Source organism: Agathobaculum sp. NTUH-O15-33 (genome assembly GCF_033193315.1).
Taxonomy (GTDB): Bacteria; Bacillota; Clostridia; order Oscillospirales; family Butyricicoccaceae; genus Agathobaculum; species Agathobaculum faecihominis_A.
Map to the genome: position 1 here is coordinate 3,426,670 of NZ_CP136187.1, position 17,712 is coordinate 3,444,381.

Below are 17,712 nucleotides of genomic sequence, written 5' to 3' on the forward strand. Positions count from 1 at the left end.
CCTCTTGTTGTGATCCCGCGGCTGTAAGCCAAAGGACTGATGATCGCTATCATGCGGCGGCGGACGCATCCTCCGTGGTGAGCGCGATGGTTTGCGTTTTGCCGTCCCACGCGACGCTCACGCCCGCCATGCGGCACAGGTCGCGCAGCTTGAAATAGTGGTTGCCCGCAATCTCATACGCCTTGCCTACAAGGGGCATATCCCCGATGGCCACGTCGCTCGTCGCGCGCACCGCGGTCTGGTCGCCGCCCGTAAGGGGCTGCAACTCGCCGCCGACCGGCGTATACGTCCCCTCCGTCAGCTGGATGTGCTTTGCCGCGCCGTCCCACGTGACGTTGAAGGCGCTTTTTGTGCCCGCGAACGCCATGGCCAGATCGCGCAGCTTAAAATAGTTGCTGTCCGCGATCTCGTACGCCGCGGCGGCAACCGGCTTGCCGTTCACCGTAACGCGGGCAGAGGATACCTTGGCCGTCTCCGTCAGCACCGGCGTGACGGGCGCGTGATCCAGAATATACTGCACCGCCGTGTCCACGCCCTTTAAATAATCCGCGAAAGAGGGCTGCACCGTGATATCGGGCGGGAAGCTTTCCACATCATAGGGCTTTGCCGCGTCCAAATAGTCCGCCATATCGATAAATTTATTGGAATATTGGCCGCGCATTTTGGAATTTGGCAGCTCGAACGTGCTGATGGAACCGAAATGATCCACGCTGCCGCCCGTCGGCGTGCCGACCACCGCCGCGTCAACGTCCTTAAGTTGCACGGTGTTGATCAGCGCCGAGGAAAAGGTGCGGTCGCCGGCCAGAGCGTAAACCGCGCCGCCCTTTGCCAGAAACTGCTGCGTCTGATAGACGACCGGGTACAGCACGCCGTCCGACCCGCCGCCATTGTTCCGCAGATCGATGATAAATTTGGAATACGCGCCGGAGTCCAGCTTTTCCTTAATCTCGGCGGCAAAGGCAGCCATGGGCAGGTTTTCGTCCTCCCGGCACTTGTTATACTGCATATAGAGCGTGCCGTCGCCCAGATCGAGCAGCTTGTAGATCACGGCGCTGTCCGGCTCGGTCGCGGGCACGGCGGAACGCAAAAGCTTTTTGTTGATAAAGCCGTCGTCGCCTAGCGCCGTTTCCTCTTCCGCGGTCAGGATGGGCATATCCAGTACGGTCTCCTTGCCGTCCGTGCCGCGCAGGGTGACGGGCACCGTCTTTTCATCGCCCTTTACCACGCCGTAGTGCGCGAGCACCTCGAACACATACATGTTGCCGCCGAGCTGAACGCGCAGTCGCGTGTCGTTGTCGTTGCTGAGCATGGGCTTCAGGCGCTCCAGCAGCTCGTCCATGGACACGCTGCCGATCGCCGTGATCTCGCTGCCGACGTACTGCTTATATTCGCGCAATCCGCCGGTCATCGTCCAGCGGCCGTCAAACCATTCGGGCGCAAAGGGCAGCATATGTACCTGTGCGCCCGCGCTGCCGATGGAAAGCATGGTGTGCGCGTCGCCCGCAAGGGCGGCCAGCTCCTGCAGGGAGATCGCAAAATCAATATCGCTCGCCGTTGCGATCGTGCTCTCGATCGCGGCCTTTTTATCCGCCACCGCCTGCTTTGTCGTGTTCCGGTAAAAATCCGGGTGTTTCTCCGTCAGCGTCTGTACGAGGAAATCCAAATCCTCCTGCCTTTTGTCCGCTTCCGTGCCGCCCGCCGCAAAAGCGGAGACAGGCAAGAGCGCCGCCGCAAGCAGCGCCGCCAACCAGCGTTTGATCTTCATCCTGCTTCACTCCTTGTATTATTAAATTAACACAATAATATCATGTCCATAACGCCCTGTCAAGTGGTTCTATCAAATACCCAAGGGCGCATACAATGGCTGGGTAAAGGAGGCGGGGACAGACATGCGCAAGCTGTTTTACGCGGGATTGGGGCTAGTGCTTATTTTGTATCTGCTGCCCGCTGTTTATCAAATCATGGGGCGCGGGGACAAACTCGCGATCGACTTTGAAACGCTCGACCTGCCGGGCGCGGTGCCCGCGAGCCAAACGCCGGAAGCGTCGCCCGGCGCGGCGCAGGATGAGACCGGCGACGCTGACGCGCCGCTCGACTATTCTTCCATTACCGTTTCGATCGACGGCAAGCCGGAAACCCTATCGTTGGAAAGCTATGTGGCGGGCGTGACGGCGGCGGAGATCGGCGATGAGTTCCCCGAAGAGGCTATCCGCGCGCAGGCGGTAGCGGCGCGCACCTATGCAGTCTATAAAATCTTTCGCGGCCGGCCGGACGCGCACCCGGACGCCGACGTATGCGACGATTTCCACCACTGCGCGGCCTACCGCGCGGACGCGGCGGAAGCTTCGACCGGCGGCGGGCTGACGCGCGTGCAGCAGGCGGTAAAGGACACGGCGGGCCAAATTCTGACCTACAATGATGAACCGATCGCGGCGGTGTTCCACTGCGCGAGCGGCCCGCGCACCGAGACCGCGACCGATGTTTGGGGCGGGGACGATATCCCCTATTTGCAAAGCGTGGTCAGCCCCGGCGGTTCGGCCTGCGAGAAATATGAAGGCACGGTGAAGGTAACGGCGGATGAATTTCGGGAAAAGGTAAAAGCCGCCTTTCCGACCGCCGACGTATCCGGCAAACCAAAGTCATGGTTTAAAGCCTCCGTGCGGTCGGAAGCGGGCGGCATAGAAACCATCAAGCTGGGCGGCGTAACGGTTGAGGGCACGGCGGTGCGCGAGCTGTTCGGCCTGAACTCCACCAACTTCACCGTCACCACGGACGAGGACGCGATCACCTTCCACACCATCGGCTACGGCCACGGCGTGGGCCTGTCGCAATACGGCGCCAAGTACCTTGCCGAGCAGGGCGAAGATTTTGAAAAAATTCTAACGCATTATTATCCCGGCACGTCGCTCACGCAAATTTAATTCAAAAAAATCCGCTTTTTTTGTTGCTGTTACAAATCATTTTTCATCAGGCCCGAAACGAAGTATAAATGAAATTCCTCCTGTCGATACTATTGGCAACGGAGGTAAAGGGACATGAAAAATTATCAATCCAAACACGTATCCACACTATCCACACGCGGCTTTTACACGATTTTGACCATATGCGCGCTGATCATCGCGGTATCGGTCTATGTGCTGACGAGCACCGCTTCGCGCGGTCAGGAGGAAGGCCCGGCGACGATCTCCACACCGATCATCGCGCCGACCGAAGCCATCCCCGACCTGTCGGGCGACGAGCCGGTATCCGCCGACGAACCCGAACCGGCGGAGCCCGCGTCCGCCACGGCGGAAACGAAAGAGAAGGAGCAAGCTCCCGCCGTGGTCGAGACCGTGCACGCGCCGGTCTACGTCCGTCCGACGTCGGGCGCGATCATCACCCCGTTTTCGGGTGACGAGCTGCTTTACCAGCCGACGCTTGGCGATTGGCGCACGCACACGGGCACCGATATCGGCGCCGAGCCGGGCGAGCCGGTGCTTGCCCTGACGGACGGCACGGTCATTTCGGTTTATGACGACGCGCTGTACGGCACAAGCGTCACCGTATCGCACGACGCGGAGCTGACCACCACCTATTCCGGCCTTGACGCGGTGCGCGTTTCCGCCGGTCAGGCCGTGGAAGCGGGCGAGACCCTCGGCACCTGCGCGGAGACCATCGACGCGGAAGCCGACCTTGGCACCCACATCCACGTGGTCGCCCAGCGCGCCGGCACCAACATCGACGTTCTGGAGCTGCTCGGGGAAGCGGAAACTGAATAATGAAGTAAGACGGGGCTGGGGCTGCGACGATTTACGTTTCGTCGCAGCCTCCGTTATTTTTGAAGGCTCGCTGTGCTCGCGATATCATCCGCGGCAGTAGCCGCGAGGACGGTGCGGCTCCCGCCGCAGGGGCAAAGGGGAAGGAACAACCATACGGTTTTTCCTTCCCCCTTGACCTCCATTCATTTCCTTTATTACTGTCCGTGGGCGGTGTTTGCCGTCCTTTTATGATACATATAATTTGCCATGGAGCTGTATCGGGTGCCAAGTGATTCAGTGGACGGGTTGCTTCGCCCGGCCGAACCGGCCTGCTCCGCGCGCCCATCTTTGTTGGCGCTTCGCTTTCGGCGGGCTGGGGTCAGCCCGCTCTACCGCGGCGTATTTTATTGCAAGCAAAGCAAGTATCCGCAAGCCTCCCATACGCAATAAGGACATGTTTTTTTACAAAAGCACAGCGCTTTCCAAACACTTTGCACCTGTAGGGCGGGCTGTCCCAGCCCGCCGCAAGCGAAGCGCCCAGACATGCGGGCGCGCTAATCAGGCCGGTCCGGCCGAGCGAAGCAACCCGTCCACTGAATCACTTGGCACCCGGTACGGCTCCATGACAAATTGATTATATAGCAAAAGGGCGGCACGAGTCCTCCAGTCGGGAGATGGGAAAAGGAGAGGAATCCATAAAGGGGAGGAAAAACCGTCTGGGTTTTCCTCCCCTTTATGCCTCCGCGGGTGCCGCACCGTCCTCGCGGCTACCGCCGCGCATTATATTGTGAGCAAAGCGAACCTCCTACAAAACGAAGGCACCGGCCCCGCCAAGTGCGGGAAGCCGGTGCCTCTTCTTCTTCATTTCTAATCACATTTTACGATGCTGTGTAGTTTCCTGTTACCCCGCCGCCCGCGACGGTGATGACATCATCCGAAAACAGGAAATTGATCTTGCCGTCCACGCTCTTGGCGGTGTTGCCCGCAATCTGCGCGTTGCCGGTGGTGCCGTCTGAGAATGCGAACTCAAACGAGCTGCCATCCCCCTGCAGCACATCGAGCGTTACCTTGGCCGGGCCGGTGTAGCTGCCTTCCCAATCGCAGACCGCGTCCACGGTGGGATCGTACAGCGGAAAGGTAGCATAATCATCCAAAACGCCGTCGCCCAGATAATTGTACTTGTCGCCCGTCTGCTGGTCGACCGCGACACGGCCGACGGAAGCGCCTTCGAGGTCCTTTACATCGATCACAAAGTAATCGTGCTGGCTCTCTTCATCCTTGCCGACGGTGAGCGTTTCGTCGGTCAGTTCGGCGGTATAGTGGTCATCGTTTAGCGATTCCACAACGCGAGCCTTGGCTTCCTCGCCGGTCAATCCGGTGCCGGGCGCGGGGTCTTCCGGCGTTTCCGGCGGTTCGTCGGTCGGGTCGGTCGCGCCCTGTTCCGTCGCGGGCGGCTCGGTTCCGGCCTGCGGATCGGTCACGGGCAAATCATCCTTTCCGCAGCCGGCCAGAACGAGCGTAAGCAGCGCGATAAGCGCCAAAATTCGTTTCATTTCTCCCCCTGCCTCCTTTTGCGCACGGTTGTAAAGTGCGTCGAGTCGAAGTATACCGTTACATCATACCGTATTTTATGCAAAAAAGCAATGGGATTTTTCCGAGAAGAAACGACCTTATTCCGCAGTTTCCTCCGCTTTCAGCAACTTCTGCCCCTTCCTCGGCTTCTTTTTCCGATTTGTGAAACGCGAAGCAAGGCTGTCGATCAGCGAGTAATAAACCGGGGTAATGAACAGCGTGGCAATGGTGGAAATAATCATACCGGTGACCATAACGATCGCCATGGGCTTCATCATTTCGGAGCCTTCGCCGCCCGAGAACACCATGGGCAGCAAGCCCAAAATGGTGGTGAGCGCGGTCATGAGCACCGGGCGCACACGGCGCGGACAGGCGTTCAGGATCGCTTCGTTTTTCTCCTCGCCCGCGTCGCGGCGCTGCTGGATATAGTCGATCAGCACGATCGAGGAGTTGACCACCGTACCGGCCAGAATGATAACGCCGAGCAGCGCGACCATGGAAACCTTGTTGCCGGTAAAGAACAGAAGCGACATGGATCCGAGCAGGCCGATCGGCAGGATCAGCATGATCGCCACCGGCAGCACGAACGAGTTGAACTGGCTGGCCAGAATGAAGTACACCAGCAGGATCGCGGCGCCCAGCGCCAGCATCAGCGTGCCGGTGGTCTCGGCCATATCGGCGGCGGCGCTCGACCCGTCGTCTATCTCGACGCCGTCCGGCAGATCATAGGTCGCAAGGAATTCGTTGACGCGCGTGGCCATGCCCGCCGAATCGCCCGATTCGGAATCGCCCGATATCGTAACGGTTTCGTTCTGGTTTTCGCGCTCGATCGACTGCGGGGCCAGCTCGGTGTATACATCGGCCACCATGCTCAGCGGCACGGTGCCGCCGGTCGGCACCGGAAGCTGCATGGACTTGAGCGCGTCGATATTTTTAGAGGCGCTGTCGTCACCGGAAACGGTGATGTCGTACTCCTCGCCCTTCATGCGCAGCTTGGTAGCGACCGAGCCGGTCAGCTCGCCGCGCACCAGACCGCCGATGGAGGCAGCCGACAGGCCGAAACGCGAAGCGTTCTCGCGGTTCACCTTGACCGCGATACGCGGCACCTGCTCGGCGGCGGAGCTCTTGACGTTGACCGCGTCCGGCAAGCGGGACAGTTCCTCCGCCAGATCGTTTGACACCTGACTGAGCTCGTCATAGTCCTTGCCGGTCATTTTCAGGCTGATCGCGCTGCCGCTCACGCTCGACATCGAGCTGGACGACGAGACCGTGATCTCGCAGCCCGCGATATCCTGCAGGTCGCGGCGCAGCTGGTTGGCCACCTGCTTTGCCGAGCGGTCGCGGTGCTTGCGCTCGACAAGCGTGATGCCCACGCTCGCGCTGGACGAGCTTGACATCATGGAGGAGGAGTTGCCCGTGGTGTAATACAGCAGATCCATTTCCGGGATCGTATCGGTCGCAATGGTCGCGATACGTTCCTGAATGGCCGCCGTTTCCTCCATCGAGGAGCCGGTCGGCATGCCGACCGAGACGCTCAGTTCGCCCTGATCCATTTCCGGGATCAGCTCCATGCCGGCAAGTCCGATGCTGATGATGGAACCGACACAGATCACTACCGTGAGCAGCATGCCCACCGCGCGGCGCGTGATGAACAGCTTCAGCACCGCTTTATACTTGCGCATCAGCGGCTTGTCGGCGATAAATTTATCCTTCACATCCGGAATGGTGACCATCCGGTGGCGGCCGCCGCGATCGAGAAGGATATAGCACAGCAGCGGCACAAGGGTAAGCGCGATGATCAGCGACGAGCCGAGCAGCGCGCAGATCGTGATACAGAACTCGCGGAACATCATACCGGTCATACCGCCGGAAAGGCCGATGGGCAGGAATACCGCCACGGTCGTCAGCGTGGACGCGGTGATGGAGAGCGAAACCTCGGCCGCGCCCTTGGTACAGGAATCCCAGCGGTCGTAGCCGTCCGCCCGGTATCGGAAAATGTTATCCAGCACAACGATTGAGTTATCCACAATCATACCGACGCCGAGCGCGACGCCGCCGAGCGACATCATGTTCAGCGTGATGTTCAGGCCCTTCATGATAAGGAACGTGAACAGGATACAAAGCGGCATCGCGATCGAGATCGCCGTGGTCGCGCCGAAATCACGCAGGAACAGGAACAAAACGAGCGCGGCGAAAATAACGCCGAACACGATGTTGGAGATCGCGTTGTCAACCGACAAGTTGATAAATTCGGATTGATCCATGAGCATATCCCAAGAAAGCGCCGCGTTCTGGCTGACCAGCTCGTCGAGCTTGGCCTTGGCGCGTTCCGCGATATCCACCGTGTTGGAGCCGGACTGCTTGTTGACGGAAAGAAGGATACATTCCTCGCCGTTTACCTTGGCGAGCGAGTTCTGATCCTTATGCGCCATGGAAACGTCCGCGATCTGGCTCAGGCGGACGGTGCCGCCGGTGGGCAGCGAGATCAGCGCGTTTTTCACATCGTTGACCGATTCGTACTGGCCGTTCGTGCGGACCGACAGCGTCTGCGAGCCGCTGTCCAGATCGCCGCCCGGCACGGCCATGTTGTCCGCGCCGATCTGCTGGGCCACGCTCGAAACGGTCAGGTTATAGCCCTTGAGCTTGACAGCGTCGGTCTTGACCGCGATCTCGCTGTCGTAGCCGCCCGATACGTCGACCGAAGCGACGCCGTCCAGACGGGAGAGCGCGGGAGAAAGCTCATCGTCCGCGATGGACTGCAGGGAAGCCAGATCGTTGCCGCGCAGCGCGACCATGATGACCGGCATCGAATCGATGTCGAGCGACATGACCGTGGGTTCGCCCGCGTCGTCCGGCAGGGACGACTTCGCCATGCCGATCTTATCGCGCAGATCGGCCATCGCGGTATCGATCTTGGTATCCTCCGTAAACTGAATGACGATCACGCTCATGTTCTCCGAAGAGGACGAGGTGAGCGTATCAAGGCCGGACATACTGGCGCAGACGCTCTCGAGCGGATCGGTCACCTGCTGCTCGATATCGTCCGGGCTCGCGCCCGCGTACGTGGTGAACACGATGGCGATGGGCACTTCCATGGACGGCATCAACGAAAGCGGCAGGGCTTTAAAGCCGACAAAGCCGAAAATGGCGATTAGGATAAACGTCAGGATGGTCATGACCCTGCGTTTGATGCAAAGCTGTGCGATTTTCATATGCCGCTCAGCCCTCCCCGCCGTCGTCCTGAGACGCGGCCGGGCTTTCCTCGCCCGCGGTATCGTCATCCGATACGACACGGACGGCCGCGCCATCCGACAGATAGGATTGCCCCTTGGTCACGACCAGATCATCCGGCTCCAGTCCGGAAACGATCTCGGTCAGGCTTTCGCCGACCAGACCGGTCTCCACCGGCAGGCGCATGGCGCTTTTCCCGCCTTCCCCATCGTCCTGCACGATATAGACGAACTGTCCGTCGGTGCCGGTCAGGATCGCTTCGGTCGGGATTTGGATGGTGTTGTCGCGTCTATTGGTATAGAAGGTCACCGTGGCGAACGCGCCGATGGGCGGCGTCACGCCGCTCGGCAGCGAGATCGACACATCGTAAAGGCTGGTCTGCACGTTGGCGGCCGCCGGTACGGAAGCGATCTTGCCCTTTGCCGTCTTTTGCTCGGTGGAGGCGATGGCCAGATCGACCTCGTCCCCCGCCTTGATATTGGTAAACACATCCTCGGCAACGGAGACCTTTACCTCTACCTTGCTATCCTCCGCGATGACCACGGCGGGCTGCGCGGACGAAGCCATTCCGCCGCGCACAACGTTCACCGAGGTAATCAGGCCCGCGCAGGGCGAAACGACCGTGCCGTTTTGCGCCTGCTTATTGATCTGGTCGATCTGCGCTTGGATCTGCGCCAGCGAAGCCTTCTGCTGCGCCTGCGCCTGATTCAGACCGGCGGTGGCCTGTTCCAAAGCCTGCTTTGCCTTGGTCAGGTCCTGCTCGGCCGCCGCGCCGGCTTCGTACAGCGCCTGCGTGTTATCCACCGCGGTCTGCGCCTGATCGATGCTGATGCGCGCCGACTGGATGGCGAGATTGGTCGCCTGCTGGGTTGCAGCGTAAGACTGCTGCAGCGCGGAAAGCGAGGAGGTCACGTTAGAAGTATCAACCGTGAACAGAACCTGCCCCTTGTTTACCTTGCCGCCTTCCTTGACCGGAAGCGTGAGCACCTGTCCCGCGAGCATCGGGAACACCTGCACCTCGTTTACCGCGGCGACCTTGCCGGTCAGCACCGACTGCGCCGACATCGGCCCCGCGAGCGCCGGGGTTACCTCTACCGCCGTGCCGACCGGCGCTTCTTCTTCCGGCTCTTCCTCTTTGCCACAGCCCGCGCAGAGAATCAGCGCTCCCGCGAGCGCGGCTGCTATGATACGTTTGGTTTTCATGCGGTTCCTCCGTTATATGTGATTACTGCCTGATCCCGTCAGGAAGCAGAACTGATGACGCCACGCTTGGCCCACTGGTAGTTGTTATACGCGGTGAGCAGATCGATCTTTGCACTATCGATCGCTTCCCGCGCGGTCTCCAGCTCATCCTGCGCGTTTAAATAGTCGAGTTTGGAGATCATGCCGCGCTTATACTGTGTTTCCTGCACATGGAAGGTCTTCTGCGCCTGCTCCCAGTCGGACTGGGCCGCGCCGAGCATCGTTCTGGCTTCCTCCAGCGCTTTGTACAGCTTGCGGAAGGCGACGGTCGCCTTTTCCTTTTCCGCGTCCAGTTCGATCTGCGCGGCCTTATAGGCGTACAGGTTGTTGGTCTTGTTATTTTCGTAATCATCCGAAGCCTGACGCACCGCGTCCTCCTTGGACCAGATGGAGTAGCTGTTTTTCAGCGCTTCGGCCAGATCGGCGGCATAGTCCACCCCGCCCGCCTGCTCGGGCGCGACCTCGGGCAGCGCGGTGGTAATGATCTCGGTGCCGATGGCGTAGCCGCACTGCACGGCCAGCGTGTTTTTCAGGTTTTCCGCCTGCGTTTCGATGGTGTCGAGCGCGGCCAGCACGGTCTCGCGCTGGCTTTGCAGGCTTTTCAGGGTGTTCTGCCCCGCCGCGCCGAGGGATACGCGCACGCGGGTCGCTTCGATGTTGCGTTCCAGCTGCTTGAGGCTGCGCTCCCGCTCGCTGTGCGAGAAAGCCAGCGACTGGAGCGAGATATAGGTGCTTTCCGCGCCCATGCAGATCAGGTCGGCCGCGTTTTCAGTCTGCCTTCTGGTGCTGTTCACCGTAAACTCGTGCTGTTCCTCGTCGTCGTCTTCCTTATCCTCCAGATCGTCGTAGGATGCCTGCGCCGCTTCCAGACTTTGTTGCAGCGCGTAGCGCTGGGCCTTGAGCGTATCGCGCAGCGCGGTCTCGCCTTCAGGCAAGGCGGCGATCGCTTCGTCCAGCTCCTTGATCTGCTTGGTGTACTGGGCAATCTCGTTGTCCGTGTTCCAGTAGTTTGTTATGTAGCTGTCTCCGGGATCGGTTTTTTCCACGCCGGTGAGCGTCGACTGTCCCGCCTTGATGGAGACGTTGTTCTCGCGCACGGTTTGCTCCAGCGTTTCAAAGGAGAGCGTTACCGGCCCCTTTTTCGTTTCGGTCTTGTCGGTCTCCGCGGCGTCCGCTGCGTACGCGGGCACGCAAAAGCCCATCAGCATCAGCGCGGTTAAGCCCGCGGCTATATATCGTTTCATTCCTTCGTTTCCTCCTGTTTCGCCTAAGCTGCGCCGCTTTATACCAACCCTTGCTTGGCCCACTGGTACTTGTTGTACGCGCTGGTGAGCTGTAGCCCCGCGCTGTCCACCGCGTCCTTCGCGCTGTCCAGCGTATCCTTCGCCGCCAAATAGTCCATTTCGGATATCATGCCGTGCTTATATTGCAGCTCGGCCGTTGAGAAATCCAGTTCGGCCTGCCGCAGCGCGGCCTCGGTGGCGGTCAGCGTGGTCTGGCAGTTGCGAACGGTTTGGTAGGTGGTAAGAAACGCGCTTTCTACCGTTATCTTTTCGGCCGCCAGCGCGTCCTTCGCGCCGGCCACCGCTTCGGCCGTGCCCGCGATCGCCGTATCGTAACGGTTTTGCGCGTCGCGCAGGTCGCACTGCTTCTGCCAGATGGAAAAGCTGTTATCCTTAGCGGAAGCCAGATCGGCTTCATACTTCATCTTACCCAGATCGGCCGCGCCGGGAACGGGCAGTACCGACGGCAGCACCAGCGTGCTCGCGTCGAAGCCGCACATCAGCGCAAGGCTGCTGGCCAGATTTTCGCGCTGCGTCGCCAGCGTGGTCATGTTGACCGCAAGGCTCTGCCGCGCGTGCCGGGCGGTGTCGATCTGGTACTGGCTGATCATGCCGAGCTTGCGGGTGGTCTCCATCATCGAAAGCGTGCGGTCGAGCTGCGCGAGCTGACGGTTCAGCCCCACCTCCGTGCTTTGCAGGGTCTTGATGCCGATCAGCATATCCTGCGCGCCCATCGCAAGCTGGTCGGCCACGTTCGCCGCTTGCTTTCGCAGGTCGTACACCGCGTCGTCGATCGCGGAGGCGTAGGCCTGCTGCTGCACCGGCATGGTCAATTCGTTAAGCTGCAAGCTCTTTAAATTGTCCTCCAGCAGCTTTTTCTGCGCCGCGTAGGTTTTGTACAGGTTATCCGAGGGTTCCAGCCCCTCCATCGCCGCATCCAGCCCGGCGATCAGGTTTTTGTAATTCTCGATCTGCACTTGGATCAGGCCGCCCTGTGCCGCGTATTGATCGGAGATGTCTGATACCGTGTCGATGCTGGACGCTATGTTTTTTAGCGATCGCACGGTCGAGTTGTTTTCGCGCACCGCGCGTTCCACCGCCGTCAGGCCCATTTCTTTCACTGTGACCGGCATTCCACTAACGGCGGGGGCCTCCGTACCCTGTGGTGCCTGCGCGGCCGCCTGTCCGCCGTCCTCCGCCGCGCCCGCCGGCGCGGCCAAAGCAGCAAGCAGCGCCGCCGAGAGCAGCGTGCTGACAAGCCGCCGTCCCTTGTTGCTATTTTGCTTCATTCGGTTCTCTGTTCCTTTCTCTACCGTCGCTGCCAAGCGGCCGCGACCATGCCTGTAGAATACGTTTCGCTCACCAAACGCGGGGCGCTCCCCCAAGCGCGGCGCACGGCGGGCGATATGCGGGGTTTGCTACCTCAAATTTAAGGTTCGTTCCATAATCGCAAGACGTAGTTATATTACCACAACTTTGCCCTTCAAAACAAGCGTTCGCGTGTATTTTAGACATCTTTAAGGGAAGTGTTGCATTTATTCCGCCCTGAATTTGACACCGCGCGCATGATTCCCCTATTCTTTCCCCCGTTTTCCTTCGCATAATGACCAATGGCAAGCCAAGAAATTACAGCGGTGCGCCAAAAATTTGCAAGACCGCTTGCAAGCGCCCCGGCAACAGGCTATAATAAAGGTGCCCTTGTATGAGGACAACCTTAATATTCTAAAGGAGAGAAGAATAATGGGAATCTTAAAAATTGGCGTAGTGGGCTGCGGCCGTATCGGCAAGCTGCACATCAACAACCTGATCAACTCTGTGCCGGGCGTGCAGGTCGTCGCCGCTGCCGATCCGATGCTTGACAAATCTGGTGCGCGCGAGTGGCTGGCAGAGCGCGGCGTTACCAATGCCTCCACCGATTTTATGGACGTGATCAACAATCCTGAAGTGGACGTTGTTTTCGTTTGCTCCTCCACCGATACGCACTGCGACGTTTCCATGGCCGCTGTCAAGGCCGGCAAGCACGTCTTCTGCGAGAAGCCGATCGATTACGATATCGACAAGATCAAGGCGCTGCTCGCCATGGTAGAGGAAAAGGGCGTGAAGTTCCAGGTCGGCTTCAACCGCCGCTTCGACCACAACCACAAGGCCGTGGCTGACGCTGTGAAGGACGGCTCCATCGGCGATCCGCACATCGTTGTTGTTTCCTCCCGTGACCCCGAGCCGCCCCCGGCTTCCTATGTCGCTGTTTCCGGCGGTATTTTCTACGATATGATGATCCACGACTTCGACATGGTCCGCTACGTGACCGGTTCGGAAGCAGTAGAGATCTCGGCTGTCGGCTCCTGCCTCGTCAACCCGAAGCTGCAGGAAGAGTCCGGCATTCCGGACGTTGACACCGCTGTTGTTACCCTGAAGATGGCCAACGGCTGCATCGCCGTGATCAACAACTCCCGTCAGGCTGTTTATGGCTACGACCAGCGCGTCGAAGCGTTCGGCTCCAAGGGCATGGCTTCCGATGCGAACGATCTGGTCAACACCACGACCGTTGTCACCGTGGACGGCGCCAAGAGCGAGAAGCCGGTTTGGTTCTTCCTCGAGCGCTACAATCAGGCGTTCATCGAGCAGGTCATCTCCTTTGTCGATGCGATCCAGAACGACAAGCCGACCGCCGTTGGCGCTATCGACGGCCTGCGTCCGGTCCTGATGGCAAAGGCTGCTACCGAATCCTGCCGCAACGGTGGCGTTTACGTAAAGGTAGAAGCATAAGCACATATGCATCAAAGAGCGTCCGCTTCGGCGGGCGCTTTTTTTGCGCCCTTATTCCTCTTGCTCCGCTTCCTTGGGATCGCTGGCCGCTTCCATAATGGCCTGCGCAAAGCCCATGATCGCCTCGCTTTTTATCATCGCCAAGCCGCCGCCCTGCGCTTCATCGCCTAAGACGAGCAGTAGGTCGCCCGGGTGGATGCCAAATAGATCCCGCGCTTTCTTCGGGATGACGATCTGCCCCTTTTCCCCGACCTTTACCGTGCCAAAAATATGTTTGCCATGCTGCTTCACCAAATCAGTTCCCCCAGTTGATAAAAGTATGAAAAATATGAATTGTGCGATAAGTATACAACTTCTCTCCTTTCATGTCAAGGCCTTCCGAAAGGGCTTTTCGCAATCTGATCGCGGTTTCTTAAAAAAATTCAAGGGGCGTGCGATAAAGCCCGCGGCCGGCGCATTATCCTTACAAAGGCGGAAGCGCCGCGACGAAAGGATGGATCGACATGAAAAAGAAAAGGTTAGCACTTCTCGCCCTGCCGCTGGCGGGCGCGTTCGCCCTCGGCGCGGCTGCCGCGGGCGGCGTTCAGCAGATCACCGCATATCTCCGGCCCGACGTGACCGTAGAACTCGACGGCTACCGGCAGGTCATGACGGACCGGAACGGCAACACCGTTTACCCTGTGGAGTATAACGGCTCGACCTACCTGCCGATCCGCGCGCTCGGCGAAATGCTGGGCCAGCAGGTGGTGTGGAACCCGGATACCCTGACCGTTGCGCTTTCCGCGCGCACCGGCACCCCGGCAGAATCGCTGAGCCCCGAGGCCCTGCGTTCGCGCATGACGGCGCTCGAAAACCGCTACGCTTCGCTCGCCGCCGATCTCCGCAATACCGACAAGGCTTCCTCCTACGCGGAAAACCAAAACCGCTACGGCAAGCTGGAGGAACGCCGCGAAGCGATCGAGGACGCGGCCACGTTTTTACTGATCGACTGCCGCGAAGCGCGGTACGGCGGAACCCTGACCGCGAGCGAGTATCAAGCGCTGCAAGACCGTCTTGCCACCTTGGAGGATCAACTGGACACACTAAAGGATAGCATACGCACCAAATTCGGCGTCTATGAGGACGGGGCGAAAACCGAGCAGGCGCTCCGCGGCGAAGCCGACCGGCTGGACGCCGAGCTGACCGCATTGCGGCGGCAGGTGGCCAATGTGGAAGCGGCGGACAGCAAGTCCGTCTGGAAAGCGCGTGACAACGAAGCGCGCGCCGACTGGCGTTCCTTCCGCACCGATGTGCGCGCGTTGCAGCTTGCGCTGAACGACAGCCTGCGGCGTGACGTCATCGGCTACACCGCGTACGACGAGATCCGCGCGGACGCCGACGCGCTGGACACCGCAAGCAAGGAACTGGGCGACCGGCTGGATCGGGCGCAGGCCCGCTGGGACGGCACGGCCACACAGCCCGGCGCCGAGCCGTCGGGCAAGGATTATGAAGGCTACTTGGATGACCTTGCCGCTCTGGAAACAGATTCGGAAGCCCTGCTCACCGATGCGCGCGAATTTTTCACCAGCAAAACGCAGGACCGGGACGCTTACCGCGCGCTCGAAAAGCGGCTGGATACGCTGGATGACCGCGCCGACCGGCTGGAAGACGCGGTGGAGGACAGCCGCAAGCTGAGCCGCCAGCAGGCGCACGAGCTGCTCAGCCGCCTCGACAAGGTGGAAAACAAACTCGATCAGGCGGACAATTTCCTTGACAAGGCGGAAGACCGCTATGACGACGACCACGATGATGACGATCACGACGACTGGGACGATTGATCCCTTGCCCCCAGCGCGCCGCGCCGAACAGGCGCGAGGAGGAGGGCATTTCCCTCCTCCTTTCCAGCTTGTCAAAGAGCCCCTCGCGCCGCAGCGCATATAAAATGGAAACTTGAAGCAAAGCTTCAAGTTTCCAAAAAAGTGGGAGCATGTATCTCACTTTTTTAACAAACCGGCGGAGAAGTGTGCCCAGAGGGCGCGCGCCGAAGCCGGAATACTCGATCGAAATGGGGCTTTGTTTCGATCGACAGACTGTCAAAAATAGTTTTTGACAGTCTGGGAAGGAGGAGGGCATTTCCCTCCTCCTTTCGCCTGCGGCGAACGCCACGCCGCTCACTTGAATTTCCCCGTCCGCTCTGCTACACTGTAAAAAACGGGCCAAAAGGGGGAACGGGCCATGCTGTTTACCATCGCAGAGCCAAAGGCGGACATAGACGCCGCCGCGTTGGAACGGATGCTGGCGGCTATCGCGCTTGGGGACGGGTCGGCCTTTGAAGCGTTTTACCGGGCGACCGAGCGCACGGTATACACCTTTGCCCTTTCACTTACCCGCAACGCGCCCGATGCGCAGGACGCCATGATGGAGACCTACCTTGCCGTGCGTACCGGCGCCGGACGGTATCTGCCTATGGGCAAGCCGCTCGCATGGATTTTTACCATTACCAAAAACGCGGTGCGGATGCAGCAACGCAAGCTAAGCCGCGAAACGCCGCAGGACGAACTGCCCGAGACCGGCCCGCCCTGCGCCGCCGATGAAACGGACAGCCTCGCCCTGCGCGAAGCGCTTACGATCTTAGCCGAGGACGAGCGCGAGATCGTTCTGCTGCACGCGGTATCCGGACTGCGCCACCGCGAGATCGCGGACGCGCTGGCCCTGCCGCTTTCCACGGTTTTATCCAAATACAGCCGCGCGATGCGCAAGCTGCGCCGGCATCTGACCGCGCTCGACGAGGAGGTGGGCAACCATGCGGAAGTGGAATAACCGCGAGATTGAACAAAGCCTATCCCGCGCGGCCTTGAGCGGCAAGACCGACGTATACGGCCGGTTGGCGAATGCGCCCGCCACGCGGCAGTCGCAAGCCCTCGCCCTGATCCCGGACAGCGCTCCCGTCCCACGCCGCCGCGCCCCCGTTCGCGCTTTGGCGGCTTGCGCCTGCCTTTTTATTTTGTGCGGGGTGGGGCTGTGGAGCTGGTTTGGCACGGCGGCTTCCATCACCATCGAAATCAATCCCAGCTTTTTGCTGACCGCGAACCGCTTCGGCCGCGTGCTCTCCATTGCGCCGCAAAACGAAGAGGCGGAAGCTGTACTGGATGGACTTACGCTCCGCTACGCCAAGCTGGACGACGCGCTCGCCGCCCTGTCGAATTCGCTGCTCCGGCACGATTACCTGACCCCGACTTCTACCGTGCGCGTCACCGTGACCGGGCCGAGCGAAGCGCGGGCGGAGCAGCTTGCGCAACGCGTAACGCAGGATATTCGCGCCCTTCAGCCACAGGCTAAGCCGGAGGAAAAGGCCGAAGAAAAGCCCGAAGCGCCCCCCGAAAGCGCGCCCGCCCCGGCCGCGCCAAACCAAGCGGCGACCGCGCCCAGCGCCGCGCCGTCCACAGCGCCGGCCCCCAAGCCCTCGGGCGCCGGCGCAAGCCCCACCCCGCCGCGCGGCGATCATTTCGACGATGACGAACGCGACGATGATGACGAGGACGACGAGGATGATGACCGCGAAGACGAGGATCTCAGCGACGAGCGGGACCAGAACGACGTGCCCGCTTTGCAGCCGACACCCGCGCCTCCCGTCGGACAGCCCGACGATTCCCAAAACGATGAGTGTGACGAAGAAGACTTCGACCGCGAAGACGACGGGGACGATGATGATCGCGACGATGACGGCGACGACGAGCATGACGATGATATCGATGATGAAGATGACGACGATGATTGAGCCCATTTCCAACGGCCCGTGGAGCAGCTTCCACGGGCCGTTCCTTTTCGTTTTTCTATAATTAGCTTCCGCTAACCATTTTTCTTTTCATTTTTGCAAAAACGTGGTATACTAGAGAAAAATA

At 60.1% G+C, this 17,712-nt stretch carries 13 protein-coding genes; 6 read left to right on the plus strand and 7 right to left on the minus strand.

All coding sequences use genetic code 11. The features are described from left to right. Nucleotides 1-49: 49 nt before the first annotated feature. Nucleotides 50-1,765 carry a hypothetical protein gene (locus RWV98_RS16710; RefSeq protein ID WP_317862193.1) on the minus strand — a complete coding sequence of 572 codons (1,716 nt, stop codon included), beginning with the start codon at nt 1,763-1,765 and terminating at the stop codon, nt 50-52. Between the two features lie 124 nt (nt 1,766-1,889). Here RWV98_RS16710 and spoIID point away from each other — a divergent pair, with 124 nt between their 5' ends. Both spoIID and RWV98_RS16720 read left to right on the plus strand, forming a co-directional pair. Then, nucleotides 1,890-2,921, plus strand: a complete 1,032-nt coding sequence (gene spoIID, locus RWV98_RS16715; protein ID WP_280962289.1) for a stage II sporulation protein D — start codon at nt 1,890-1,892, stop codon at nt 2,919-2,921. A gap of 114 nt (nt 2,922-3,035) precedes the next feature. Next, nucleotides 3,036-3,758 carry a M23 family metallopeptidase gene (locus RWV98_RS16720; protein WP_317862195.1) on the plus strand — a complete coding sequence of 241 codons (723 nt, stop codon included), beginning with the start codon at nt 3,036-3,038 and terminating at the stop codon, nt 3,756-3,758. Between the two features lie 857 nt (nt 3,759-4,615). Here RWV98_RS16720 and RWV98_RS16725 read toward each other — a convergent pair. The 5 genes from RWV98_RS16725 to RWV98_RS16745 form a co-directional block, all read right to left on the minus strand. Continuing rightward, nucleotides 4,616-5,290, minus strand: coding sequence for a hypothetical protein (locus RWV98_RS16725; protein ID WP_280962287.1), 675 nt, complete (start codon nt 5,288-5,290; stop codon nt 4,616-4,618). Nucleotides 5,291-5,407: 117 nt separating this feature from the next. Beyond that, entirely contained in the window at nt 5,408-8,521 is a 3,114-nt protein-coding gene (locus RWV98_RS16730; RefSeq protein ID WP_317862197.1) for an efflux RND transporter permease subunit, read from the minus strand. Between the two features lie 7 nt (nt 8,522-8,528). Then, entirely contained in the window at nt 8,529-9,743 is a 1,215-nt protein-coding gene (locus tag RWV98_RS16735) for an efflux RND transporter periplasmic adaptor subunit (RefSeq protein ID WP_317862199.1), read from the minus strand. 38 nt (nt 9,744-9,781) lie between these two features. After that, nucleotides 9,782-11,026, minus strand: coding sequence for a TolC family protein (locus RWV98_RS16740; RefSeq protein ID WP_317862201.1), 1,245 nt, complete (start codon nt 11,024-11,026; stop codon nt 9,782-9,784). Between the two features lie 38 nt (nt 11,027-11,064). Continuing rightward, nucleotides 11,065-12,354: a TolC family protein gene (locus RWV98_RS16745; RefSeq protein WP_317862203.1), complete on the minus strand. Its 1,290-nt coding sequence runs from the start codon at nt 12,352-12,354 to the stop codon at nt 11,065-11,067. Between the two features lie 457 nt (nt 12,355-12,811). On the opposite strand from RWV98_RS16745, the gene iolG reads away from it, so the two are divergent. Next, the gene (gene iolG, locus RWV98_RS16750; RefSeq protein WP_280962318.1) at nt 12,812-13,831 is read left to right on the plus strand and encodes an inositol 2-dehydrogenase; all 1,020 of its coding nucleotides are present in this window, start codon (nt 12,812-12,814) and stop codon (nt 13,829-13,831) included. 51 nt (nt 13,832-13,882) lie between these two features. Here iolG and RWV98_RS16755 read toward each other — a convergent pair whose 3' ends face one another. Next, complete coding sequence (locus tag RWV98_RS16755) at nt 13,883-14,122, minus strand: AbrB/MazE/SpoVT family DNA-binding domain-containing protein (RefSeq protein ID WP_280962317.1); 240 nt, start codon at nt 14,120-14,122, stop codon at nt 13,883-13,885. 212 nt (nt 14,123-14,334) lie between these two features. On the opposite strand from RWV98_RS16755, the gene RWV98_RS16760 reads away from it, so the two are divergent. The 3 genes from RWV98_RS16760 (at nt 14,335) to RWV98_RS16770 (ending at nt 17,588) form a co-directional block, all read left to right on the plus strand. Next, nucleotides 14,335-15,648, plus strand: coding sequence for a stalk domain-containing protein (locus tag RWV98_RS16760; protein ID WP_317862205.1), 1,314 nt, complete (start codon nt 14,335-14,337; stop codon nt 15,646-15,648). A gap of 397 nt (nt 15,649-16,045) precedes the next feature. After that, a complete protein-coding gene (locus tag RWV98_RS16765) occupies nt 16,046-16,630 on the plus strand; it encodes an RNA polymerase sigma factor (RefSeq protein ID WP_317862207.1) in 585 nt (194 codons plus the stop codon). After that, nucleotides 16,614-17,588 carry an anti-sigma-I factor RsgI family protein gene (locus RWV98_RS16770; protein ID WP_317862209.1) on the plus strand — a complete coding sequence of 325 codons (975 nt, stop codon included), beginning with the start codon at nt 16,614-16,616 and terminating at the stop codon, nt 17,586-17,588. Before RWV98_RS16765 ends, RWV98_RS16770 begins: the two co-directional genes overlap by 17 nt. Nucleotides 17,589-17,712: the final 124 nt, after the last annotated feature.

Coding starts and splice junctions, on each gene's coding strand:
- RWV98_RS16710 (WP_317862193.1), bottom strand. CDS start 1,765: ATGAAGATCAAACGCTGGTTGGCGGCGCTGCTTGCGGCGGCGCTCTTG.
- spoIID (WP_280962289.1), top strand. CDS start 1,890: ATGCGCAAGCTGTTTTACGCGGGATTGGGGCTAGTGCTTATTTTGTAT.
- RWV98_RS16720 (WP_317862195.1), top strand. CDS start 3,036: ATGAAAAATTATCAATCCAAACACGTATCCACACTATCCACACGCGGC.
- RWV98_RS16725 (WP_280962287.1), bottom strand. CDS start 5,290: ATGAAACGAATTTTGGCGCTTATCGCGCTGCTTACGCTCGTTCTGGCC.
- RWV98_RS16730 (WP_317862197.1), bottom strand. CDS start 8,521: ATGAAAATCGCACAGCTTTGCATCAAACGCAGGGTCATGACCATCCTG.
- RWV98_RS16735 (WP_317862199.1), bottom strand. CDS start 9,743: ATGAAAACCAAACGTATCATAGCAGCCGCGCTCGCGGGAGCGCTGATT.
- RWV98_RS16740 (WP_317862201.1), bottom strand. CDS start 11,026: ATGAAACGATATATAGCCGCGGGCTTAACCGCGCTGATGCTGATGGGC.
- RWV98_RS16745 (WP_317862203.1), bottom strand. CDS start 12,354: ATGAAGCAAAATAGCAACAAGGGACGGCGGCTTGTCAGCACGCTGCTC.
- RWV98_RS16760 (WP_317862205.1), top strand. CDS start 14,335: ATGAAAAAGAAAAGGTTAGCACTTCTCGCCCTGCCGCTGGCGGGCGCG.
- RWV98_RS16765 (WP_317862207.1), top strand. CDS start 16,046: ATGCTGTTTACCATCGCAGAGCCAAAGGCGGACATAGACGCCGCCGCG.
- RWV98_RS16770 (WP_317862209.1), top strand. CDS start 16,614: ATGCGGAAGTGGAATAACCGCGAGATTGAACAAAGCCTATCCCGCGCG.